Below are 24,878 nucleotides of genomic sequence, written 5' to 3'. Positions count from 1 at the left end.
GAATACCTACACTCAACTGATAAAATCTAAATAGTTTTCTCGACTAACAATGGTAAACGTTGATTCGGGATATGCCTCTAAAAATACTTTTGGGATTTTAGCTTTTTTATTTCCCCATTTGAATTCAAAAGCTTCAATCATTTGATTCTTGACTTCTAAATAATCTATTTCTTGTTGGTCGTAGGTTCTCCAGAAATATGAATCCAAGTATTTTCTCTCGTACTTATACTTTTTAATTCTTTCAGTAATCAAATAATTCTCCCATAATTCGCCAATATCACTTCTGAATTTGATGGGTCTAAAATCACCAATAATGGCATTACGAACCCCATTATCCCAAAAATACCAACGGGAGCTTTTAGAAATTTCTTTCCGCAAATTTTTACTGTATGCCCCTACTCGCTTTAATACATAAACCTTCTCTAGCAAGTCCAAATATTTTTCAACGGTATTTTTACTCATTCCTAACTGATTACCCAATTCTAGTAAAGAAATTTCTTTTCCTAGCTGATACGCAATTAGTCGTAATAAATCATACACTTTAGCAGAATTTCGGATGCCATCAAAGCTAATAATGTCTTTTAGTAAATAGGAATTAACCAACTCTCGCAAATACCGCTCTTTTTCCTCAAAACTGGATAATAAATATACATCAGGGTAACTCCCATAGAGAAGACGCTCCTCTAAATTGCGTTTCGTTTCAAGTATGTTTTCATACTGTTTAATTTCTTGTTGAGCCAAAGGAAACATCTCATGCCAATAAGCCCTTCCGACTAAGGGTTCACCTAACTTATTGTTTAAATCAAAAGCAGAAGAACCACTTGCAACTACTTTTAAATTAGGCATTTCGTCAATAATAATTTTCAAAACTAGCCCAATAGCTGGAATTACCTGAGCTTCGTCAATGACAATCAGCTCTTTTCCTTCAAAGATATTACGGTATTTTTCAATGTTCCTTTCAGCTAAAAACTCCTGATTATCAGGTAAGTCACCATTAAAAAAAAGTGTTGGTATGCCTAACTCTTGAATAACTTCTTTCAATAGAAATGTCTTACCTACTCGTCTTGCTCCAAAAATTATATTTACTTTTCCTGCTACTAAATATTTTAATAGCGTAGCCTTCAATACCCTTGTTATCTTCATTTTCTTATTATTTTACATTGGTAAATATAAAGAATTTGAAGCAATAAAAATGACTAATGACAATTTTTAGCTAAAATTTGTCATCATATTGACATTTTTTATATTAATTTTGTCAATATGATGACAAATTTTACATTAATTCTGTCAATAGAAGCTAAACTGCATTAATAAAGGAAGCACTAGTTTTGGCAGTAACGTCTTCTAAAGTCGCATTGGGCATTAATTCGATAAGTGTTAATTTTCCGTCAGGATAAGCAAAAACTGCTAAATCGGTAATAATCATACTTACCACTCCTTTTGCTGTTAAAGGCAGTATGCAAGAAGGAACAATCTTCGACGAACCATCTGGATTTGTGTGCGTCATGGTAATAATCAGACGTTTTGCTCCTTTAGCTAAATCCATTGCTCCCCCAACGCCCAAAAGTGGTTTGCCAGGTACAGCCCAGTTGGCTAAGTTGGCAGCTTCATCTACTTCTAAACCACCCATAATAGCCACATCGATATGTCCGCCACGAATCATCGCAAAAGAATCTGCACTATCGAAATAGCTACTACCTTTCAAAGCCGTTACAGGAATTTTACCAGCATTTACAGGATAATCCATCGCTCCGCCACCGTCAGTTGGCACAGGACCAACGCCCAACATTCCGTTTTCGGTATGAAGAATGATACCATGTTCTTCGGTAATTAAATCAGCCACCAAAGTAGGAATACCAATTCCTAAGTTTACTACGTCGCCTTTTTTCAATTCCGCCAAAGCTCGTTTCGCCATGTTCATACGGGTTTCATCTACTTTTTTAGAAGAAGAAACCGAAGCAGAACTTCCCAAATCTTCTAAAGTAATTTTGGCTTCGACCAAATAATCGACATAACAACCTTGCGTATGGATAAACTCTGGAGCAATTTCTCCGACTGGCACAATTTCTTCTACTTCCGCAATGACCAAATCAGCAGCCGTTGCCATGGCTTTGTTGAAATTATTTTCGGTCATTCTGTACTGCAAATTCCCAGCAGTATCCGCACGCCAAGCACGAATAAAAGCCACATTACCACGAATACTTTTGATAAATACTTGTTCTACGCCATCCAAAATTTTTGTTTCTCTACCTTCGGCAATGATAGTTCCTGCCGAAGTAGGCGTATAAAAGCCACCGATACCGGCACCGCCAGCACGGATGGCTTCGGCTAATGTTCCTTGTGGGAGGAGTTCGTAAGCAACATCGCCATTTTGGGCAGCTTTTACAGCATCTGGATTAGAAGTAAAAAATGAACCTATCATTTTTTTGAGCTGTCCGTTTCTTAATAAACGTCCGCCTCCAAGTCCAGCTTCGCCAGTATTATTGCCAATAAAAGTCAAATTCTTTGTGCCGATTTCCGCCAAAGCGTGCATCAAATGAACGGGATTGCCCGTCATGCCAAAACCGCCTTGCAGTAAAGTGTCTCCATCCTTTACCATCGAAGCGGCAGTATGTAAGTCGATAATGGGTACTGTTTTCATATTTTGTGAACTTTCAGCTATCAGCCTTGAGCTATGAGCTGTCAGCGATGAGCTTTTTGTTTTTTTTTAATCTGTAATCTCAAAGCTCATTGCTCACAGCTCATAGCTGAAAACTATCAAGCAAATGTATCTAATGGGAAACCAACGTAATTTTCTGCGATGGTTTTTTGATATGCTTCTGAAATGGTTAAATAATCAAATTTTGATTTTTGTAAAAGACTTTCAAAACTGCCTTCTGCGGCTTGTTTATGGCAGAGGTAAGTCATGAAGTTGGAAAAATCCTGTACACGCCAAACTCTTGCAACACATTTTTTAGAGTAATTCTCTAAGTTTTCCTGACTACCAGATTCATAAAATTCAATCAAGCCTTGTGCTAAATTATGAATATCAGCCACGGCTAAATTCAAACCTTTTGCTCCCGTTGGTGGTACAATATGGGCCGAATCGCCTGCTAAAAACAAGCGTCCAAACTGCATATTATCAATCATAAAGCTTCGCATCGGCGTAATACTTTTTTCAAAAACTTCGCCTTTGTCTAAAGTAATGCCTAAACGTAATTCGAGTTCGTTCCAAATTTTTTCGTCAGACCAATTCTCTACGTTATCATTATTGTCAACTTGTAAATACAAACGACTTACTTTTTCAGAACGCAAACTTGCCAAAGCAAAACCATTTGAATGATACGCATAAATAAGTTCGTCGTAAGTAGGCACAGAGTACGCCAAAATTCCTAACCAACTAAATGGATACTCAATTTTATATTCGTTGTAAGAATTTTTCGGTAAAGTTTTGCGAGCTAAACCGTGGAAGCCATCGCAACCGCCTACAAAGTCGCAATAAATCACCTTTTCTTCGCCTAAATGCGTGAAATGAATTTCAGGATTTTCACTTTCTACATTTCTAATTTCTTTCGCTTCGGCTTCAAAAATGATTGGAATTTGACGAGCCTCACAAGCATTAATTAAGTCTTTCACTACTTCTTGCTGTCCGTAAATTGTCACTTGTTTCTGAGTATATTTCTCAAAATCAATGCGTTGACTCACGCCATTATAATTGATATAACAACCATGATGAACAAGTCCTTCTTTGTGCAGACGCTCCGAAACTTGCAAGCCATCAAATACTTCAACGGTATTATGTTCTAATAAACCCGCACGCACTCGGTTTTCAACATACTCTCTACTTCTGTTTTCAATAATAACAGATTGAATTCCTTTTTGCTGGAGTAAAAGAGCCAAAGTAAGTCCCGATGGCCCCGCTCCGATAATTCCTACTTTTGTTTTCATTGTTTTATTTTTTAAGCTGTGAGCTATGAGCTTTGAGTTATGAGCCATAAGCTTCGAGTATTTAGGTTGTTATCAAAGCAGACAAAGCTAATTGCTAAAACTGTTTTGAGCTGTGAGCCATAAGCTTCGAGTATTTAGGTTATTATCAAAGCAGACAAAGCTAATTGTTAAAACTGCTTTGAGCTGTGAGCCATAAGCTTCGAGTATTTAGGTTATTATCAAAGCCGACAAAGCCAATTGCTAAAACTGCTTTGAGCTGTGAGCCATAAGCTTCGAGTATTTAGGTTATTATCAAAGCCGACAAAGCTAAAAACTCAAAGCTCATAGCTCATAGCTCAAGGCTATTAAACACTTCCTCAGCCGTATGAAAGGCTTCATTAGCGGCAGGTAAACCGCAGTATAGTGCCGACTGCATCAATACTTCTTTGATTTCAGCAATGCTTACGCCATTGTTGAAGGCGGCACGAATGTGCATTTTTAATTCTGCTTTTCGGTTCAAGGCAATCAACATCGCAATCGTAATTAAGCTACGGCTATGCTTTGATAAATTCGGACGAGTCCAGATTTCGCCCCAAGCGTAATTACTAATAAACTGTTGAAAATCAGCATTAAAATCATTGATATTGCCATTGGCTCTGTCAACGTGAGCATTGCCCAAAACACTTCTTCGCACGTGCATCCCTTTTTCAAAAGTGCTTTCGCCAACAATAAAATCTATCAATACTTGTGCATATTCTTCGGGCAATTCTGTACTGGCTAAATGACGAGCGTGCAGTACTCTCAAGTGAGCATTCGGGATATTTTCAGCGATAAATTCAGCCTGTGCAACATTGGTTACTGGGTCTTCGTCGCCCGTAATCACCAAAGTTTCTACCGATACTTGTGATAAACTTTCTCTGAAATCAGCATCACGAATGGCAGCACAGCAATTTGAATAACCCAAAATATCACTCCGTAAAAACATAGCTTTGGTTTCGGCTACTCTTTGCGGATTGTGATTTCTGAAACTTTCGGTAAACCATCTTTCCATCGTATCGTCCACAATGGCTTGCATCCCATTAGCTTTGATGGTTTCAATTCTGCCATTCCAGCGTTCATCGTTTCCGATTTTTGCACCCGTGTTACTGACAATTAGTTTTTTGATACGATTCGGATAATTAATTCCCAACCATTGACCAATCAAACCACCCATCGAAAGCCCACAGAAGTAGGCTTCGTCAATTTTTAATTCATCCAATAAATCAATAACATCTTGTCCCAACAAAGCGATACTGTAAGGTTCGGGCGTAATTTCACTTCCGCCATGTCCACGAGTATCGTATCGCAAAACCCTAAAATATGGCAAAAGAAAAGGCACAAGCTCATCCCACATCAACATTTCAGAACCCAAAGAGTTAGAAAAAATCAACACAGGACTATTCGGCGTTCCTTGTAGTTTATAGTTAGTTTTCATGTTTATGAGATATGAAATATTAATTATGAATTATGAGATAATTTTTAGTAAAAATGAATTGTAACAAGGTAGAATTTATATGAGATTTGGAGATGTCAAAAATTCTTAAATGAAGTATTTACTCGTTAGTTTCAACATCTCATAATTCATAATTTATAATTCATATTTACTTAATATATTTTCAATAATCTCCAAACTCAATCCAATCGCATTTTCGGCTTGAAAGAGTGGTTGGAGTTCGGTTTCTGTTAAATAGTTTTGATTTTCTACTAAAATCTGTTTTAAATGTTTTTGTTCTTCAACTGCTTTTTTACAGGCTTTTTCTACTAACTTATGGGCTTCACTTTTGCCGATTTTTTCAGCCAAAGCCAGTGAAACATTTTCTGCATAAATCAAACCTTGCGTCAGTTCAAGGTTTTGAAGCATCCGATTTTTATCGACTTCTAAACCGCTGAGGAGTTCAATACTTCGTTCAAGAGTGCCAGCAGTGAGCTTCATTAAATCATTCAAAACTTCCCATTCCGAATGCCATAATCCAGCCGAACGCTCATGCTCTTGAGCCATCGCAGTCATTAATGTTGCCACCAAATGCGGTACTCTTTGGGCATTTGCCAAAATAATTGCAGAAGCAACAGGATTACGTTTATGTGGCATCGTACTTGAACCACCTTTGCCCGCTCCAGCTCCTTCAAATACTTCGCCTACTTCGGTTTGCATGAGTAGCGAAATATCTTTGGCAATTTTTCCGATACTTCCTACCAAAACGCCCAAAACAGCAGCAAAATGGACAAAAGCATCTCGGTGCGTATGCCAAGAATGAGTAGCCTTTAACCCTAAAATATTGGCTAAACTTTCTTTTACTTTTTGATTAATCGCTTGATTCTGAGAACCTACCGCACCAGCCAATTGTAAAACCAATAATTCACCTTTCAACGATTGAAGGCGTTCGGCAGAACGCTGAATACTTTCCAGACACAAAGCCATTTTTAGTCCGAAAGTAATGGGTTTGGCTTGTTGCAAAAGCGTTCTACCAATCATCAAAGTTTGGCGGTGTTCTTGCGTCAGTTTAATGAGTACTTCTTGTAAAGTATTTAATTGATTTTCAAGCCATTCGACAAATATTTTGATTTGTAAAACCGTAGCCGTATCAACTACATCCTGACTTGTAGCTCCGAAATGCACAAATTTGGCAGCTTCTGCATCTTGGTTTTTGACCAATTGCGTCAATTGTTTTACCAAAGGAATAGCAACATTTCCGCCCAATTGTATCGCTTTTTTCAAAGCTTGTAAATCTATCAAATCAGCTTGCGAACAAGACGCAATGATACTTGCCGAAGTATTTGGAACGATACCATGTTCGGCTTGGGCTTTTGCCAAACTTGATTCAAAAAGCAATAAATAGCTCAGACTTTTTTCATCAGAAAAAAGCTCGTTGATTTCATCGGAATAAAATACTTCGGAATATAGACTCATATTTCAAAAAAAACAGTTTCGTTTTCGCCTTGCATATAAATGTTGAATTCATACACAGAACCGTTTTTCTGAGCAATCAGCGTATGTCGTCTTTCACTTGGCACAGCATTCAGTACTTCGTCTTGTTCGTTCAGTGTTGTTTCATCTGAAAAATAAATTCGAGTATAAGAATGTATGAGCTGTCCACGCATAAAAATGATAACCGTCAGATAAGGAGCTTGCCCAGCAACCGATTCAGGTTTTAAGGTATGAAAAATAAAGCGACTTTCGGGGTCTGTACCTGTACCAAATCTTCCGAAGCGTTGATTATTTTCATCAATTTGCCATAATTCAATCATGGCATCAGGAATTGGTTGATTTTCGCCATCCAAAACCTTCCCGATGATGGTAATACTCTCAGGATTATCAATCGGATTTACCATCAGGTTTCCGACCAAACTTTTAAAATTATATAAATACTGTTCGGGCGAAAGTCCATAAGCAAAATACGGCCCAACAGTTTGCGATGGAGTCTGTAACATAATTATTAGTTTTGAATTAGTACTACAAGAATTATTGATTTCAGGTATCGGATTTCGGATTTATTTCACGTATTACCAAAATAGCCTTTAAACTTTCGTCAGCACAAATTATTTAAAATCCTGTAATACATTGAACCTATAAAAAAGCTGATAGCTCATTGCTCAAAGCTGAAGGCTAAAAAGCTTACTGCTTCTCAAATGGCGTTGCATTATTTCCTCTCAACACAAAATCAAAGCGATAACCCAAAGCAAAACTTGGTTCAGTGATACTTAAATCAAAAGATGAGATCAATAATTCACGACCTTTCGGAGGTACTCCCAAGAAAATTGGGTCATATTGCAAAAGTGGGTCACCAGGAAAATACATTTGCGTTACCAAACGGTTAGTAATATTTGCACCAAACAAAGAAAAGTGAATGTGATTGGGCCTCCAAGCATTAAAATGATTTCCCCAAGGATATGCACCCGGCTTTATCGTATAAAATTTATAATTCCCTTCGGCATCCGTCATACATCTACCAGCACCCAGGAAGTTCGGGTCGAGCGGAGCAGCGTGCTGATCCACCTTATGAACATAACGACCAGCGGCATTCGCCTGCCAAATTTCTATCAAAGTATTTGGAATGGGTTTCCCGTTTTCATTCATTACTTTACCATGCACCACAATTCGCTCTCCCAAAGGCTCGCCATTGACAATAGCATTTTTGGTTAAATCATGGTCAAATTCACCTAAATTAAAATCACCAAAAATTGGCCCGCTCAATTCAGATAATGATTGCTTTAATGGAATCAAAGGCTTACTTGGAGCTCTTAAAATCGTTGACTTATAGTCAGGCGATAAATAAGGTGGATGTACTTCCCTGTCGAAAAGGTTATAAATAATATCGCTCATGTTTTTGTATTAATTATATACAAAAATAGATTATTTCAATGAAGTGAATCTTGTAAAAAATGACATATATCTTGTAAAAAACAAACATTTATCACATTTTTACTATTAAATACCCTAATGGATAGTATTTTTTAAACATTTATGAAAAAAGACTTAGTAAATTTTAGAGGATTGTATGGAGAGAATCAAACAGATTCTTTAGCAGATTATATTCATATCGAAGAGCTTGAGGTAAGGAGTAAATTATATGATTGGGAAATCACCGAACACTTACACACAGATTTATATCAGATTTTTATCTTTCCAGAAGGCGAAGGACTTTTAATTTCTGAAAACACAAAAATCGCTTTGAATACACCATCCATTTTGATGATTCCGCCTAATACTTTGCATGGCTTTGTGTTTCAGTCGAATATGGTTGGCGATGTACTTACTTTTTCACAGTCCTTTGTAGAAAGTATTTTTAAAAACTCGCCCCATATCGTTTTAGAAATCAGTCGTTTAAAACAATTTACATTTGATGAATCCTTAGAAGTATTTGAGTCATTGAAGCAACTAAAACAGCAAATAGCCACCGAATTTATAGCCGAAAATCCTGAAAAACAGCTTTTTATGGCTTCATTATTTCAGCTACTTTTTATGCACTTATACCGTTTGAGCGTAGCCGTAGAACATCAAATTACGAAATCAGATAATAGAACACTGCATTATTTTCAATCATTTCAGAAGCAAATTAAGCAATCATTTCATGAATCAAAATCCGTAACAGAATACGCCAAAGAGCTGAATATCACAGCCGTACACCTCAATCGAGTGTGCCAAACCTTAGTCCAAAAATCCGCTTTACAAATTATTCACGAGTACATGATTAACGAAGCCCAAAAATACTTGTTGAACACTTCCTACACCATTGCCGAAATTTCCTACTTCTTAGACTTCAAAGACCCAGCTTATTTTACACGATTTTTCAAAAAACAAACTGGCTTTTCACCGAGTGAGTTTAGGGGAAGAGTTTTGCCGAATACTTTATCCGAAAAGCTTTAACTAATCTCAATTTGGCTCTATCTAATATTTTTTTACCACATTAAGCCAAATTGAAGGTTCAGTTTGGCTTAATGTGGTAATTTTAATTATATTTGTCTTGAAAAAATAGCAATACTATGGCAAATATAATTGGTAGAGAAAATGAATTATCCGCATTACGAGCATTACAATCATCAGAAAAGTCTGAATTTGTTGCAGTTTATGGTAGAAGAAGGGTTGGAAAAACATTTTTAGTTCGAACTGCCTTTGAAGGGAAATTTGTATTTCAAGTCACTGGCTTGGGAAATGCCAATTTATCTCAACAACTCACAAATTTTCATATTGCTCTACAAAAAGCCTATAAAAATACACCCATTTCTCAAGCAGCTGACTGGCTTACAGCTTTTCAGCAATTGATTAGCTATCTTAAAAATACAGAAAACCCTAAAAAGTATATTTTCATAGATGAATTACCTTGGTTCGATACCCCCAACTCTGGTTTTATACAAGCTTTAGAGCATTTTTGGAATAGCTGGGCTTCTTCAAGAAATGATATTGTACTTATTGTCTGTGGTTCGGCAGCATCGTGGATGTTGAATAAATTAATCAACAATAAAGGAGGGTTACATAATAGAGTTACTAAAAGGCTAAAAGTTGTTCCGTTTACCTTAACTGAATGTGAAATGTTTTTAAGAAATAAACATTCTGTTTTGGATAGATACCAAATTATTCAACTGTATATGGTGATGGGTGGTATTCCTTATTATTGGGAAGAAGTTTCTTCAAGCCTGAGTGCGAGTCAAAATATAGAACAAATCTGTTTTTCAGAAAATGGTTTGTTAAGAACAGAATTTTCAAATTTATACGCTTCGCTTTTTAAAAACTCAGAAAAGCATGTAAGCATTGTAAATTGTTTAGCCCAAAAAGCCAAAGGTTTAACCAGAGATGACATACTGAAAGCTACAAAACTAACGAATGCAGGGAGTACCACAAGGATACTTGATGAACTTGAGGAAAGTGGATTTATCCGAAAATATTTACCTTTTGGCAATAAAAATAAAAATAGTTTGTACCAATTGGTTGATTTTTATACGCTCTTTTATCTAAAATTTATTAATGGGACTCAGACAATTGACCAAAATCATTGGATAAATACGATAGATAATCCTAAACACAGAGCTTGGAGTGGTTATGCTTTTGAGCAAGTTTGTCTGTACCATATACAGTGTATCAAACAAGCTTTAGGAATCAGCGGAATCCAAACTGCGACTTCGGCGTGGAGAAGCTCAAATGCTGAAAATGGCAGTCAGGTTGATTTAGTCATTGATAGAAGAGACCAAGTAATCAATCTTTGTGAGATGAAATACTCCATTAATCCTTTTGTCATTGATAAAAAATATGCGAATGAACTGCAGAATAAAATTGGCACATTCAAAACTGAGACAAAAACAAGGAAGTCGGTTTTTCTTACTTTAATAACGACTTTTGGCGTACAGACAAATAACTATTCTGCAGGTTTGGTTCAAAATAGCTTAACGATGGATTGTCTTTTTTGAATTATTGTTTCTTTGAAATTACTTCAACTAATATCAAACAGACTTTTCGCCGAGTGGTTTAAAGGAAAATAAATCGCTGATTTTCATTACAAATAGATGTTTAAATCTATTAAAGAGAAACAAACATCGAAATGTCAAAATGAAGAAACAAGTAGTATTGCTTTTAGCTTTTCTTTCAATTATTAATTTGAAAGGCATATCACAGACAAAGTCGTTTATTCCAATAAGTGCAAAGAAAAGATTTGCATTAATAATTGGAAACAAAGACTATCAGTATGCTTCATCATTAAAAAACCCAATAAATGATGTTGAGGATATAAATGAATCATTGCTACGTTTAGGTTTTGAAGTTCAAATCTTAAAAAATGCTGACTATCGTGACATCAAGGAGTCTCTTAATAGTTTTACAAATAAGCTTGATACATCCGCAATAGCCTTAGTTTACTTTTCTGGTCATGGTGTTAGCTATAGTGGGAAAAATTACTTACTACCAATAGATGCTAAAATTAATTGTTTAGATCATATTGACGTTTATGGAGTCTCTCTTAATTTGATTATATCCGAAATCTCTTCAAAAAAAGTAAAAAATAGCTTTTTCTTTTTAGATGCTTGTCGGAATTTACCAAATTTAAAGGTATGTGATGATAGTAAGAAAGACTTACAAGGTCATAATGGCTTAGTCATGCCCACGAACAATCCAGAAGGAAGTATGATTGTTTATGCTACAGAAGAAGGAAGTACAGCGGATGATAATAGAAATGAAAGGAATGGAATGTTTACAGGTTCATTATTAAAATATTTAGAAACTCCCAATATCGGAATTCGTACTATTTTAGATAGAACGACACGAGACGTACTATTAAAAACTAATAAAAAGCAATCCCCTGCCAGATATGATAAATTATTAGGAGACTTTATTTTTATTTCAAAACCAATACTACCAAATAAAGATTCTATCACTGTTGTTATTTCATATAAACCTCATCCATTAACTTTAAAGCTCTCAGTTGCTACTATTGGTATAATCTCAGGTATAATTGCCAGTTCTATCAAATCCAATTTTGATTCAAAAGTGGAACAGTTTAATACCTTAGATAAAACGCTTCCTGTTAACGGTTATTTTAATTCTCAAAGTGATTTAGATAAGTGGAATACTGCATATTCTGATGCTCAGAAAGCTCAGAAAACTGCTTTGCTTAATGCAATGGTTGCAACGTCAATTCTTTCACTTGGATATGAACTTTTTTTACTAACAACAAAAGTTAAAGTTCCAACCAGAAAAACTATTTTAAGACCATCCATTTCTAATACTTCTTTAGGGTTTGTTTTTACCCATAAATTTTGAGATTTGAATTACCTTCTAACAACCAATCAAAATTTTCAGAAAATGTCCAAAAGAAATTATATATGTCTAATTCTTGCATTTTTAGGTACAGCATGTAGCTTAGAATTGCCAGTAGTTACGAGTAAATCAATAAAACAATGTACTTTCCCAAGTAACATCATTGTAACAAATCCTGAGAGCAGTAATTTATCTAAAATTGCTTTATCTATTGGTGGGAGTAGCTCAGATGTTTCCAATGTAGCTTGGAAAATTTCAGAAAACGGTTCAGAAATTTTTTCAAGTAGCGAGTTATCTCCTACAACAACACTTAGTAAAGATGGAACATATTCGATTAATTGCAAAATCACTACAAGTTGTGGTACAAGTACTGATTTGTCAACAAAAAGTTATATTGTAAGTAGCTGCATTAAACCAACAGGTATTTTAGCTACATCCTCATCATCCACTCCACTTGATTTAGATTTAGCAATTGATGGTAATCTACAAGATATAGTATCAGTTGTTTGGTTAATTTCTAAAGATGGGACAGAAATATATAAAAGTGACATTCAAAGGAATAGTCCTTTTTCAATCAAATCACCAACATTAACTACCGATGGAAGTCTTATAGTTAAAGCTCAAATCACAAATAAATGCAACCTTACTTATGATCTCCAAAATCAATATACTTACAACATACCTACAAAGTTAGTTATTCCAACGATTTTTGTTGAAGGTGGGGCTTTTAATATGGGTGGGACTGACCCTGATACTTTATTTATTGAATTGCCTGTTCATAATGTCATATTAAGTGACTTCTACATAGGAAAATATGAGATTACTCAATCCCAATGGTTTGCAGTTATGGGGTCAAATCCAAGCTATTTTTCAAAGTTTTGTGATAATTGTCCTGTCGAACAAGTTTCATGGGATGACGCTCAAGAGTTTTTGAGTAAACTTAATAAATTAACAGGAAAATCATATCGCTTACCGACAGAAGCAGAATGGGAGTTTGCCGCCAGAGGTGGAAATAAAAGCAAAGGCTATCTCTACTCAGGGAGCAATGATATAAATAAAGTAGCATGGTACACAATCAACAGTGATAATCAAATTCATGAAGTTGGTTTATTGAGTGGAAATGAATTAGGCATCAATGATATGACAGGGAATGTTAATGAATGGTGTTTCGACTGGTATAGCTCAGATTATTATAAAATTAGCCCCATTAATAATCCTATTAATAAAAGCGTAGACGTTTATAAAGTTTACAGAGGTGGTGGATGGAACTGGGAACCAAAGTTTAGTAGAAATTCAAATAGAGCTGCCATTGAACCAACTGTTAGATACTATAATATTGGGTTTCGAGTAGCATATTCAAAATGAGACAGTTTTAAGTATTTAAAATAACTATGTACAAACTCTAACCTTTATTTTGGCTCTATCTAACAATTTTATTACATTAAGCCAAATTGAAGGTTCAATTTGGCTTAATGTCGATTTCTCATAAGTAACAGCAGAAATATTATTAAATGATGGACTTTATCACATCTTAGAAATCGCTTCAACTAATTGTTTTTCAGTCGGCAATACTAATTCGTATTTACTTGCTACGATTTGCTTTTCGTTTTCGGGCAAACTAAATTTTACTACTGTATCATTTTTATCTGTACACAACAAAATACCAATGGTAGGATTTTCATGAGGAAGTTTTTCTATTCTGTCATAATAATTGACATACATCTGTAATTGACCTACGTCTTGGTGGGTTAATTTATGTGTTTTGATTTCGATAATCACAAAACATTGTAATAGGCGATTATAAAAAACTAAATCCACAAAAAACTCATCGTCTTCCAGTAAAATTCTTTTCTGACGTGCTACGAATGAAAAACCATTACCCATCTCTAATAAAAAATCCTGTAAATGTGTGATAATGGCTTGTTCTAAATCCTTTTCGTAATAGCTACTTTCACGTTTCAAGCCTAAAAACTCCAGAAACATCGGGTCTTTTACAATCTCTTTTACTTCGGATACTTGTTTTTCACCACGGGCAACTGCCAAAACGCTTTCTTTATCGTTACTCATCAATAATCTTTCATATAAAAGACTATTAATTTGTCTTTCCATTTGGCGAGAAGTCCAATGATTTTTGATACTTTCAGCGATATAAAACTCTCTTTTGTCGGAGTCTTCAATTGAAATGAGAAGCTTATATTGCGTCCAGTTCAATTGCGTCCGCAGTGCGGACGCAATTGGAAATTGTCTATAAAATTTTCTACAACGTTCTAACTGTCTGATGCCGTAGCCAGAACCAAATTCAGGTTCTAATTGCTGAGAAAGGTATTTAAGAAGATATTTGCCGTACTCTGCACGGTCTTTTCCTTGTTGTTCTTCTTCAAAAATATATTTGCCAATGTGCCAATACATCATTGTACGTTCGTGGTCAACTGCACGAATGGCTCGCTCTTGAGAAGCAAAAATTACAGCCTTGATTTGGCTAATGAGTGTAGTGTTTATTAATTCCATGATGTTTTAGAGCTAAATTTTTCTTGCTTTAGCAAAATAAAAGTTATGGAACAGTTAAACAAATAAATGATTGAAAATATTATTCTGTTACTTCTCCTCCAAACAAAGCCTTCCAAATCACATCATAAACATCCGTAGCGATAATTTCTCCGTCACCAATTTTCTGGTCTGAAATTAGTATTGGGTAGTATTCTTTACTGATGTTGATACCTCCATGAGAGCCTTTTACTAAAGTGGCATCTAAAGGAATTACGTCCATTAAATACCTGAATCCTAATAATTTACGAGCTAATTTATAGGCAGCTCGCAACTTGATAAATGGATTGGCTGGATTCATAAACATCTCAACTGGATCGTAACCAGGTTTTCTGTGGATGTCCACTAAGCGAGCATAATCGGGAGCTTTGGCATCGTCTAACCAATAATAATAAGTAAACCAGCTATCTGCATCCGCCATAACTACTAAATCTCCAGAACGTTCGTGGTTGAGATGATGTTCTTTTTTACCCTCTTCATCCAAGACTAAAGCTATGCCTTTGGTATTTTCTAAAATACTCTTTACTCTTGCTTTTTCGCTTGGGTCATTGATATAAATATGGGCAATTTGATGGTCAGCAATGGCAAAAGCTTTTGAAATTCCTGCATCTAATAATTCATAATCACGTTCAACTCGGACAGCAATCAATCCATTTTCACGTAAAATTCTATTGATATGAACAGGATTACTCACCGTATTAATGCCATACTCTGATAAAATAATGATGTTGGCATCTTGTGCCTTATAATGATTCACCAAATCCTCAACCAATTTATCTACTTCGCCTAATTCTTTATGAATTTTAGAAAAATCGACCCCAAATTTTTGTAAACAGTAATCTAAATGAGGCAAATAAATCAAAGTAAGCGTTGGGTCATGAGCCTTATCTACCCAAACAGAAGCATCTGCAATCCATTTTGAAGATTTGATATTGGCATTGGGTCCCCAAAAACTAAATAATGGAAATGTCCCTAAATCTGCTTGAAGTTTATCTCGTAAATCTGCTGGTTGCGAATAGCAGTCGGGAGCTTTTACGCCATCAGCGTGATATTGCGGTCTCGGAGTAACGGTATAATCTGCCGATGAGTACATATTATACCACCAAAACATTTTGGAACAGGTGAAATTGGGATTTTTACGTTTGGCTGCTTCCCAAATTTTTTCTGCTTTTACAATCTTGTTCGACTGCTTCCAAAATTTATGTTCGTTATCTTCACGGTCATACCAGCCATTTCCTACAATTCCGTGAATATCAGGGAATTTCCCTGTTACATAACAACTTTGTGAAGTAGTGGTAACAGCAGGGAAAACGGGTTTGATATGGGTAAGTTGATGTTCTGAAAGGTATTTTTTGATGAATGGAGTATATTCTCCGATGACGCTTGTGCTTAAACCAACGACATCTATCACTACTGTTTTTTTCATATAGCTGTTAGCTTTAAGCTCTGAGCCGTGAGCTTTTTGTTTTAAATAAGTTTTATAGCTGAGAGCTTCGAATAATGAGCTGTGAGTTTTATTTATTGTGTTTACTGATGGCATGACTTGAAGTCATGCCATCAGTAATTATTCATCATAAACAATAAAAACTCAAAGCTAATTGCTCAAGGCTCATAGCTAAACACTAAAGCAATTTTTTCACCCAAGTAACTTCACGGGCAATTGATTCATTTAGTGGTACTTGTACTTCTGGCGGTAAAACACCCCAAGTATAAGTTTCAATTTCTAAATGATTCGTAAATGGCTTTTGTTTATGAATCGCAATCGTATCTACAATATCAGATTGTGTTGATGAAAGTTCGCCGTATTGTTCTATAAACAAAGGAACGTGAAAATGCACTCGCCATTCTTCATGTTTGCCTACTTGATAGTCTTCAATGGCAAGGTTTAAATCTTGATATTTTTCAAAAGTTCCATCTGCTTTTCTGGCAATTACTTGGTGCAAATAACTGGCTTCATCGTATTGAGCGATGGCTTTTAATTTTGTCTCAGCATCATTTGTAAAGTCAACTTTTATAGCAGAACTAATCTGAATTTTGCCGACTGCAATATTAGCTTTTGCTAATTTCTCTACCACAATTTCTGGTTTTTCATAGCTTACTGCAAAGTGACAAACATCATAACATAATTGAATATGTGTATGCAAAATCGCCAATGTTTCGTCGGTTGAAATGCCTTTTTTAGCAAAGTATTCAATAGCAATTGGTCTTAAATAATCTTCGTACCAAGTGATAAATTCCGTAGAATTTTCTAAAATTCCATCAGGTTCTGGTTCGATGTCCAAATGTAAAACTTTACCCGTTGCTTCTTTGATGGTGATTAGTTCGTCAAGCACTAAAAGCATATTTTGTGTCGCTAAAGTAGTGGCATGATGAAGTGTTTCTAAAGGATTTTCACTTTCGGCTTTCCACCAAAAACGGTACGAGAGCGGCGAAGTAGAAATGCCTCCTTCTTGCATATCGGCTGGTAATAATTTCGCCAAAAGCTTAAACATTCGGATAGTATATTGTACTCTATCGTCGGTCGTCCAGTCGGGTGCGTGTACTTGGTCTTTTACGATTACATCATGAAAACCGCCATAAGGAAAACCATTCATCGTAAAAACGTAACAATCGTTTGCTGACAACCAATTTTGAAAGACTTCAAAATTAGCGGTTTCCGACAAATCTATACTTGCTTGATTCGCCAAACGCAAACCAATTCCCATCGGAACGTCTTTGCTAACTGAATTTTTAATTTCAGGAATGCTACTTTGAAGTACTGAAAAATGATGTTTCCAATCTTCTCCAGGATGAATATTACTACAATATGTTAAAAGTCCGAATGGGGTTTTCATAATTTATGAGCGTTTTTCGAGATAATCTACGGCTTGTTTTACCAATTCAAAATCAATTTCGTGTACTTCAATGCCTTTACCAAGTCCTTCTAATAAAGTAATGGTCAAGCGACCGCCTAAGTGTTCACGGAATTCGTTCAAGCCTTTCCAAAGATTGATTTTGTCGTTTTCGGCTAAAGCTGGATGATACAAATCGAAGCCCAGATTTTCTAAAACTAATAAAATTCTATCTAAAGCATCTTCCGAAATCATTCCTTTTAAGAAGGAATAAGCACAATCTAAAGCGATACCGATGGCAACGGCTTCGCCATGACGAATTTCAAAATTGGTAAGATATTCTAATTTATGGGCCGCCCAGTGACCAAAATCTAAAGGACGAGCAGAACCACTTTCAAAAGGGTCGCCACTTGAAATATGTTGAACGTGTAATTCTGCACAACGGAAAATTTGCTCGTTCATCGACTCTTCGTCACGATGTGCCAGCAAAACTGATTTGTTTTCAAGCCATTCAAAGAAAGCTAAGTCTTTGATTAAGGCTACTTTAACCGCTTCAGCAATACCCGAACGCCAATCTCTGTCGCTCAAAGTCTTCAAGAAAGTACTGTCGTTAAAAACCGCAACTGGCGGGGCAAAAGTGCCAAGGAAATTCTTTTTCCCGAAGTAATTTACGCCATTTTTTACACCAACGCCAGAGTCATTTTGTGAAAGTACTGTCGTAGGAATACGAATATGTTTTACGCCACGATGTGCAATGGCAGAAGCGTAGCCCGTCATGTCTAAAAATGCTCCACCACCAATCGCTGCCACAAAAGAGTGGCGGTCGATACCATAAGTATCAATGGCTTGAAGTGTTTTTTCTAAATATTGTCCATCATTTTTTACTTGTTCGCCACCCGGTAAAACTAAAATATCAGCTACTAATTCAATTTCTTCCTGATTGGCGAAGTAATTTTTGATAGCTTCTTGTAGATATTGGTGATGTTCGGCAACGCCTTCGTCGATGACAAATAAGATTTTCTTACGAAATTGGTTTGCCCCATAATGGTTGCCAAAATTGTTTAAGAAAGTAATGAATGTAGTATTTTCAGGAGCGAAAAGATTTTCGGTAAATAAAATATTATACGAAAACTGAACCTGAAAGCTTTGCTGAATCTGAGACATTTATTGTAAGAGTAAAATCGAATTTATTAAAATTAAGTAACAGCGAAAATCTTCGCCAACTTCATTGAAAGTGGTAATAAAGCTAAAACACATAAAGCCAGTATCCAGTTTCCTGAAACACTTACCCAAGCAGCGTCCATCACGATAAGTGAGAGTACTCCCGCCTTTACCGCTTTGCCAATATTTGGCCCAATTGGATTTGTAATGGCTGTAATTAATGGTTTGAAAATCAAATAAATATGCAATATCACAAAGCCAATTGCGAATAAAAAGTATCCTAACTGATAAGCAAAAAGTAGCTGAGAAATACTGACAAAAGCGTATAAAAATCCTGCAAAATATAAAGTTTTTTGACTACCTCCATGTACTTCTCCACGGCTAACCATCGTAATAGCAGCAATGTAAATTACTGGAATAATGCCCAACCACCACAAAGAAGCTGGTGCAGTTGCCACGGCTGACATTCCCAAAATGAGATTTCCACCTCTACAAAGTCCCATATTAATTGGGCCTAAAATATTATGATGCTTTCCGAAACGATTATAAACTAAAGCTAAAATAGCCACCACAATGGCAATAATTCCGCTTTGAGTACTGTTGAAAAATGCGGCTACAATACCCATTAAAAGCCAAAAGCTACCCCATAAGGTAGCATTTGTTTTACTCACTTTTCCGCTTGGAATTGGTCGTTCGGGTCGTTCGATGGCATCTAATTCGGCATCAAAAACATCATTAAATACAATTCCACCGCCGTATAAACCTTTAGTGGCGATGGAAAGTAAAATGACTGTTTTGATACTGTCGATGTCTGTTGAAAAAGTAAAGCCTGCGATAGAAATTCCTGCGAAAATATCCGCTACGGATGTTACAATATTGGCAGGTCTTAGCAGTTGGAAGTATGCTTTTATATTCAAAATTTAACGAATGATTAAGGCATTTTTATCAATTCTTGGCTGTTGTCCACCTCTCAAAATCGTGTTGCCATTATATTTTAAAGTTTGGTCAATTTCTTGTGGGTTTTCAAAATCTTCCACATTGATTTGTCCGCTTTGTGCAAAAGCATCAATCGCATTTTGATAAGTAACTAAACGAATATCATGATCTGAAATTCCTTTAATTTTCATCAAAGCGGCTGTTTTGGGTATTGCTAATGGGTCACTGATACCCCAATCGGCAGCTGAATTAATCATAATTCTTTCAGAACCGTATTGTTTTACTACTTCTACCATGCGTTCATTACCCATTTTGGTAAATGGATAAATGGTAAAAGCCGCATAAAAACCTTGATCTAAAACACTTTTTACAGTTTCCTCATTGTTATGGTCGATGATAACCATTTGTGGGTCGATACCATGTTCAAGGGCTATTGCCATACTTCTTTCTGTTCCTTTTTTCTTGTCACGGTGCGGAGTGTGTACTTGTACTGGTAAACCTGCTTCTTTGGCTAACTCTAATTGTAAACGATAATACTTTTCTTCGGCAGCAGTTTGGTCGTCAAAACCGATTTCACCAACACCTACTACACCTTCTTTGTATAAATATAATGGTAAAATTTCCATTACTTCTTCGGCAAGAGCTTCGTTATTGGCTTCACGAGAGTTCAAACCAATAGTGCAGTAATGTTTAATACCAAACTGAGAAGAACGAAAACGCTCCCAGCCAATCAAACTACTGTAATAATCTTTGAAAGTCGAAAGCCCAGTACGTGGTTGACCAAGCCAAAATGCAGGTTCAATAATTGCCACAACGCCAGCATCTGCTAAGGCTTGGTAGTCGTCGGTAGTGCGTGAAGTCATGTGAATGTGCGGGTCAAAAAATTTCATGTCTTTGATATAATCCATAAAATTTACTTGCACATTCGTTGCCGTTGCCAATTCTTCGGCTGTTCCTTCAAAGTGAGAAGGATTTTGGGCTATTTCATTATGTTTTTGACACATTTTTTTAGTGGCTAATGGGTAACCTCACCCCCAACCCCCTCTCCAAATGGAGAGGGGGTTGGGGGCGGCCACCGCTGCGGTGAGGTTTTATTACCCTAAATTTCAAATAAATTACTTATTTATATATCCTTTATTATCGGAGAATTGAGTAGCTTCTCTCCTACTTTTCCAATTTTTTCCAAGTAATATTGTCTTCTCCCAAGTCATTAATAATAGAAACATACTTGATTAACAATGCTTTAGCTGGTTCATAAGTGGTCTCTTTACAAACTAAAATAGCAGCTATTTGATTTTCAGAATTATCTGTTTGTAACAATTTTTCGATGTCTTTCAAAATTTCTTCATTCAAAAAGTGAGTTACTAATCGCCAAACTTGTGCAGGTACAGAGCGACCAGCAGCCCAACGTTCATGAGCAAAATCTGAAAGTGTATCAGCTAATTTCTGGTTAGCTCTTTCGGCTAAACCATTAATTAAATGAATCGGTTTATCATTAAAAATACATTTTAATACTAATTGATTCCATTCTGCTTCTGTAAAATATGTAGCTGGAAAAGTATTTCTAAATGTCAAAGAGTCGAAAATTAAACCGATGTTCGAGCGAACCGCTTCGGTGGCTCTATATATCCATTTTTCAGAAAAAGACAAATAGGGCAAAGCTGAATAAAGTGCTACGGCTTCGTTGATTTCGGCAGTATCAAAAAGGGCGTTGATACTCTTGAAGTAAGCTTCTTCTGAATCCGATTTAAACGATAAGATTAAGAAAACTCTCACCAGTCTATCAAGTGACCAAGTATGCAAAATATTTTCTTCGCCTAAATCTACCTCAATCGTTTTTTTTGAAACATATCTTGGTGCTGCAACAAAGGCAATTAAGATATTTTTATTTTCGCCTGTTGCTTTACTTAAAATCCAATTGAACTCTTTTTCAGTAGCATTATCTTGGATTATGCTTAAAAGTTTACTGTTTATACTCACAATTTTTGTTGTCTTAGGGATAAAAAATAATAATTATCAAAGGTAAGGACTGTGTTTGAAATTTAACTTAATAAAAGTCATTGTTTATATCGCATTTATCTCTTTTTGTCTCTTTAGTAAATACCACACCGTCGAACGATTGAACAGTTTACCTTTAACGGTTCTGAAACCGAAATTATTGAGTTCTTGTGCAATGGCCTCTAAAGTATATTCCTCACGATTGTAGCGAGCTATCATACCACTTGCCATTTTGTTATTGACATTTCTAATGGCTTTTTCTCTTTGCATTTTTCCACCAAGCTCACGTGTTTCTTGGGTAAAGTACTGCGGATTGCCCATTTTTTCGCCTCTTTTTTTCTTAGCTTCTAAGGCTACTTTTGTTCTGATACTGATAATTTCTCTTTCTCTTTGAGCAAAAATCGCATAAATTCCAAGCGTAACTGTATCAGTATCAGGCAAATCACAACTTTTAAAATTATCGCCAAGCAGTTTTTTCAATTTAAAAATATGTTCGATATCACGGCTCAATCGGTCTAATTTGGCTACGATAAAAGTATATTTTTTTTCATTACATAATTTTATGGCTTCCATCAATTTCGGACGATTTTCAATATCTTTTCCGCTGACAGCTTCTATAAATTCATGCTCAATTTCAGCTTCATCAATTTTGGCATAATGTTCAATAATGGCTCTTTGAGCCTCCAAACCTAAACCCGAACGCTCCTGCCCTTTTGTAGAAACTCTTAAATAACTAACATATTTTTTCATTGGTTAAAAATTTTTAGTTTTTATAGCAGTGTTTTCGTTTTGATTTTTCTTTTAAAACATTAAAAATCAAAACATTAAATTCATTTTTGACAGAATTAAAGCCTCTGAGAATCGTGTATTTGTAAAAATCTGTAATTGCGTTCAGGATTATTCGATTCTCAGCCACTTTTCAAAACCATTCTTCTGTCTTCACAAAGATAATTGCTATTGTTTAAAATCTAATACGACCCTTATAGATTTTAAACAGATCAAGAATTTTGTCATTTTCTATGGGCATTTTGTCAATTTTTTAATGGAAATGAATTTTCTTTTTTCAAAAATGATTATTGTGTTATAATCTTTTACTTAATCAACATGTATTGCTTTATGTAAATGCTTTAATTTCTTCAATTCTCAAAATTGTAGAAGTATCGCATCAAAAAATTAATCGTTATGAAAAAAATTACCCAAATTTTAAAAGCTATTATTTTACTTACTTTTCCGAATATTTTGCTCGCACAAAAAACTGAACCTCGTTTCTTGTTTAGATTGTACGAAGACAACGACTTTTTTAATATCCGTGGTATCGGTACAGACGAAGCGTACAGCAATGGAACAAGGTTCGATTTATTTTATACCAAAAAACATGAATCGAAATTTTTTATTGATAAACTCCTTCCTAAAGCAGGTGACAGTACAATAAATGTTTTTGGTTGGGGATTAACGCAATTGATGGTAACGCCAAGAGACATTACCAAAACTGAATTTCAACCAAACGATTATCCTTTTGCAGGTTCATTGTATGTTTCGCATACTTTGTATTCGTATAATCCTGAAAAAAAATATGATTTTCAAACTGAGGTAATTGCAGGAGTGAGAGGGCCTGCGGCAATGGCTAAACGAACACAAATATTTGTTCATAAGCTTATCAACGATAGAACACCAAGAGGTTGGGATAATCAATTAGCCAATGCTGTACTTTTCAATGTAAATTTCACGGCAGAAAAAGAAATCTTTCACTACCGAAAATTTCTGGAAGTGATGATAGGAGGTAGGGCGACTGTCGGCAATATGTTAAATTCAGTAACGCTTTACCCAATGCTAAGAATCGGGAAATTTAGTCCATATTTTCAGGGATATTTGAATCAGTATGGAAGTAAATCACAACGTTTCAAAAAATTCCAAGCCTATTTTACCGTTCGACCAGAAGGCTCATTCATCGTCACGAACAGATTGATGAACGGCGAACTTAAAAACTCCTCAACGGCTGTTTTTGAAAATAACATACGCAACTGGTTTGCTGAAGTATCGTATGGAGCAGTAATCACAAAAGGAAATTTCGGGATTTCTTATACACAAAAAGTTGCGAGTGCCTATAAAAAAGGTTTATATCGCCATAGTGTTGGCAATCTTTCGCTATATTACAATTGGTAAATCAATTAACCCGAATACCAATTAAAAATAGTAATATATTAAGATGAAAATTGTAGTTTTAGATGGATTTACGCTAAATCCGGGAGATTTAAGCTGGGACAATTTGTACTCATTAGGTGATGTAGTGATTTATGATAGAACTACGCAAGATGAAATTTTAGAGCGTTCGCAGGATGCGGAAATATTGCTAACCAATAAAACTCCTTTGCGAGCCGACGTTATTACACAATTAAAATCATTAAAATATATTGGAGTATTGGCTACTGGATATAATGTTGTGGATATTGAAGCAGCCCAAAAACAAGGAATTGCCGTAACGAATATTCCAGCCTACGGTACAGATTCGGTGGTACAAATGACTTTTGCATTGATTTTAGAATTGACACAACACGTTCAAGCACATAGCGACTCAGTTTTTGCAGGGAAATGGGCAGAATCAAAAGATTTTTGTTACTGGAATTTTCCTTTAATAGAATTAGCAGGAAAAACTATTGGCATTATTGGCTTCGGTACAATCGGTCAGAAAGTGGCTGATGTGGCTACGGCTTTTGGCATGAATGTACTTGGAAACAGTAGAAACCCAACTGAGCAATCGCACAGAAAGAATTTTCAATGGGCAAGTATTTCAGAAATATTAGAAAAATCCGACATCATCAGTATTCATTGTCCGCTGACAAAAGAAACCGAAGGCTTAATCAATACCAGTAACTTATTAAAAATGAAGTCGTCAGCCTTTTTGATTAATACTTCTCGTGGCCCAATAGTCGTAGATGCCGACCTCGCTGAAGCACTCAACAAAGGGATAATCGCAGGTGCTGCTATTGATGTACTTCCAGTAGAACCACCTTCAAAAGATAATCCTTTGTTTTCAGCAAAAAATTGTATCATTACGCCACACATTGCGTGGGCAACTAAAGAAGCCAGAGAAAGATTGCTCAACATGGCGATTGAAAACATTCAATATTTTTACAAAGGAACACCTAAAAATATAGTTAATTAAAGAAAATATCAAACTCATTCAAACGTATAAAGTATAAGTTAGCATTAAGAGTTCTGAC

At 35.6% G+C, this 24,878-nt stretch carries 21 protein-coding genes; 6 read left to right on the top strand and 15 right to left on the bottom strand.

Translation table 11 applies throughout. The annotated features are described in order from the left end of the window. Positions 1–12: 12 nt before the first annotated feature. The 7 genes from VB248_RS05525 to pcaH form a co-directional block, all read right to left on the bottom strand. Entirely contained in the window at positions 13–1,143 is a 1,131-nt protein-coding gene (locus VB248_RS05525) for an ATP-binding protein (RefSeq protein ID WP_323295747.1), read from the bottom strand. 154 nt (positions 1,144–1,297) lie between these two features. Then, positions 1,298–2,641, bottom strand: coding sequence for a 3-oxoacid CoA-transferase (locus VB248_RS05520; protein ID WP_323295746.1), 1,344 nt, complete (start codon positions 2,639–2,641; stop codon positions 1,298–1,300). A gap of 116 nt (positions 2,642–2,757) precedes the next feature. Continuing rightward, positions 2,758–3,927 carry a 4-hydroxybenzoate 3-monooxygenase gene (locus VB248_RS05515; protein WP_323295745.1) on the bottom strand — a complete coding sequence of 390 codons (1,170 nt, stop codon included), beginning with the start codon at positions 3,925–3,927 and terminating at the stop codon, positions 2,758–2,760. 328 nt (positions 3,928–4,255) lie between these two features. Beyond that, positions 4,256–5,380 (bottom strand): bifunctional 3-oxoadipate enol-lactonase/4-carboxymuconolactone decarboxylase PcaDC, encoded by a 1,125-nt coding sequence (gene pcaDC, locus VB248_RS05510; protein ID WP_323295744.1) that lies wholly within the window; start codon positions 5,378–5,380, stop codon positions 4,256–4,258. A gap of 153 nt (positions 5,381–5,533) precedes the next feature. Continuing rightward, positions 5,534–6,853, bottom strand: coding sequence for a 3-carboxy-cis,cis-muconate cycloisomerase (pcaB, locus tag VB248_RS05505; protein ID WP_323295743.1), 1,320 nt, complete (start codon positions 6,851–6,853; stop codon positions 5,534–5,536). Next, positions 6,850–7,374: a protocatechuate 3,4-dioxygenase subunit alpha gene (pcaG, locus tag VB248_RS05500; RefSeq protein ID WP_323295742.1), complete on the bottom strand. Its 525-nt coding sequence runs from the start codon at positions 7,372–7,374 to the stop codon at positions 6,850–6,852. Before pcaG ends, pcaB begins: the two co-directional genes overlap by 4 nt. Before the next feature lie 184 nt (positions 7,375–7,558). Next, positions 7,559–8,266 carry a protocatechuate 3,4-dioxygenase subunit beta gene (gene pcaH, locus VB248_RS05495; RefSeq protein WP_323295741.1) on the bottom strand — a complete coding sequence of 236 codons (708 nt, stop codon included), beginning with the start codon at positions 8,264–8,266 and terminating at the stop codon, positions 7,559–7,561. Between the two features lie 141 nt (positions 8,267–8,407). Here pcaH and VB248_RS05490 point away from each other — a divergent pair, with 141 nt between their 5' ends. The 4 genes from VB248_RS05490 to VB248_RS05475 all read left to right on the top strand — a co-directional run bounded on the left by VB248_RS05490 (position 8,408) and on the right by VB248_RS05475 (position 13,552). Next, positions 8,408–9,310 carry a helix-turn-helix domain-containing protein gene (locus VB248_RS05490; RefSeq protein WP_323295740.1) on the top strand — a complete coding sequence of 301 codons (903 nt, stop codon included), beginning with the start codon at positions 8,408–8,410 and terminating at the stop codon, positions 9,308–9,310. 116 nt (positions 9,311–9,426) lie between these two features. Beyond that, positions 9,427–10,845, top strand: coding sequence for an AAA family ATPase (locus tag VB248_RS05485; protein ID WP_323295739.1), 1,419 nt, complete (start codon positions 9,427–9,429; stop codon positions 10,843–10,845). 139 nt (positions 10,846–10,984) lie between these two features. Next, positions 10,985–12,190: a caspase family protein gene (locus VB248_RS05480; RefSeq protein ID WP_323295738.1), complete on the top strand. Its 1,206-nt coding sequence runs from the start codon at positions 10,985–10,987 to the stop codon at positions 12,188–12,190. A gap of 42 nt (positions 12,191–12,232) precedes the next feature. Further along, complete coding sequence (locus VB248_RS05475; RefSeq protein WP_323295737.1) at positions 12,233–13,552, top strand: formylglycine-generating enzyme family protein; 1,320 nt, start codon at positions 12,233–12,235, stop codon at positions 13,550–13,552. Positions 13,553–13,711: 159 nt separating this feature from the next. Here VB248_RS05475 and VB248_RS05470 read toward each other — a convergent pair whose 3' ends face one another. From VB248_RS05470 to VB248_RS05435, 8 genes are all read right to left on the bottom strand, one after another. Next, complete coding sequence (locus tag VB248_RS05470) at positions 13,712–14,695, bottom strand: PDDEXK nuclease domain-containing protein (RefSeq protein WP_323295736.1); 984 nt, start codon at positions 14,693–14,695, stop codon at positions 13,712–13,714. Between the two features lie 79 nt (positions 14,696–14,774). Further along, the gene (locus tag VB248_RS05465; RefSeq protein ID WP_323295735.1) at positions 14,775–16,157 is read right to left on the bottom strand and encodes an alkaline phosphatase family protein; all 1,383 of its coding nucleotides are present in this window, start codon (positions 16,155–16,157) and stop codon (positions 14,775–14,777) included. Between the two features lie 196 nt (positions 16,158–16,353). Further along, a complete protein-coding gene (gene eboE / locus VB248_RS05460; protein WP_323295734.1) occupies positions 16,354–17,565 on the bottom strand; it encodes a metabolite traffic protein EboE in 1,212 nt (403 codons plus the stop codon). Positions 17,566–17,568: 3 nt separating this feature from the next. Beyond that, the gene (locus VB248_RS05455) at positions 17,569–18,726 is read right to left on the bottom strand and encodes a 3-dehydroquinate synthase (RefSeq protein WP_323295733.1); all 1,158 of its coding nucleotides are present in this window, start codon (positions 18,724–18,726) and stop codon (positions 17,569–17,571) included. Positions 18,727–18,758: 32 nt separating this feature from the next. Then, positions 18,759–19,640 carry a UbiA-like protein EboC gene (gene eboC / locus VB248_RS05450; RefSeq protein ID WP_323295732.1) on the bottom strand — a complete coding sequence of 294 codons (882 nt, stop codon included), beginning with the start codon at positions 19,638–19,640 and terminating at the stop codon, positions 18,759–18,761. Positions 19,641–19,643: 3 nt separating this feature from the next. Next, positions 19,644–20,663: a TatD family hydrolase gene (locus VB248_RS05445; RefSeq protein ID WP_323295731.1), complete on the bottom strand. Its 1,020-nt coding sequence runs from the start codon at positions 20,661–20,663 to the stop codon at positions 19,644–19,646. Positions 20,664–20,823: 160 nt separating this feature from the next. Beyond that, complete coding sequence (locus VB248_RS05440) at positions 20,824–21,639, bottom strand: EboA domain-containing protein (RefSeq protein ID WP_323295730.1); 816 nt, start codon at positions 21,637–21,639, stop codon at positions 20,824–20,826. Positions 21,640–21,723: 84 nt separating this feature from the next. Continuing rightward, a complete protein-coding gene (locus VB248_RS05435; protein ID WP_323295729.1) occupies positions 21,724–22,407 on the bottom strand; it encodes a recombinase family protein in 684 nt (227 codons plus the stop codon). Between the two features lie 432 nt (positions 22,408–22,839). Between VB248_RS05435 and VB248_RS05430 the strand changes: the two genes are divergently transcribed. Together VB248_RS05430 and VB248_RS05425 are read left to right on the top strand one after the other, a co-directional pair. Continuing rightward, positions 22,840–23,820 (top strand): lipid A deacylase LpxR family protein, encoded by a 981-nt coding sequence (locus tag VB248_RS05430; RefSeq protein WP_323295728.1) that lies wholly within the window; start codon positions 22,840–22,842, stop codon positions 23,818–23,820. Between the two features lie 43 nt (positions 23,821–23,863). Next, positions 23,864–24,820 carry a D-2-hydroxyacid dehydrogenase gene (locus VB248_RS05425; RefSeq protein ID WP_323295727.1) on the top strand — a complete coding sequence of 319 codons (957 nt, stop codon included), beginning with the start codon at positions 23,864–23,866 and terminating at the stop codon, positions 24,818–24,820. Positions 24,821–24,878: the final 58 nt, after the last annotated feature.

Source organism: Arcicella rigui (genome assembly GCF_034929435.1).
Taxonomy (GTDB): domain Bacteria; phylum Bacteroidota; class Bacteroidia; order Cytophagales; family Spirosomataceae; genus Arcicella; species Arcicella rigui.
This window is presented reverse-complemented; position numbering and strand designations above follow the sequence as displayed.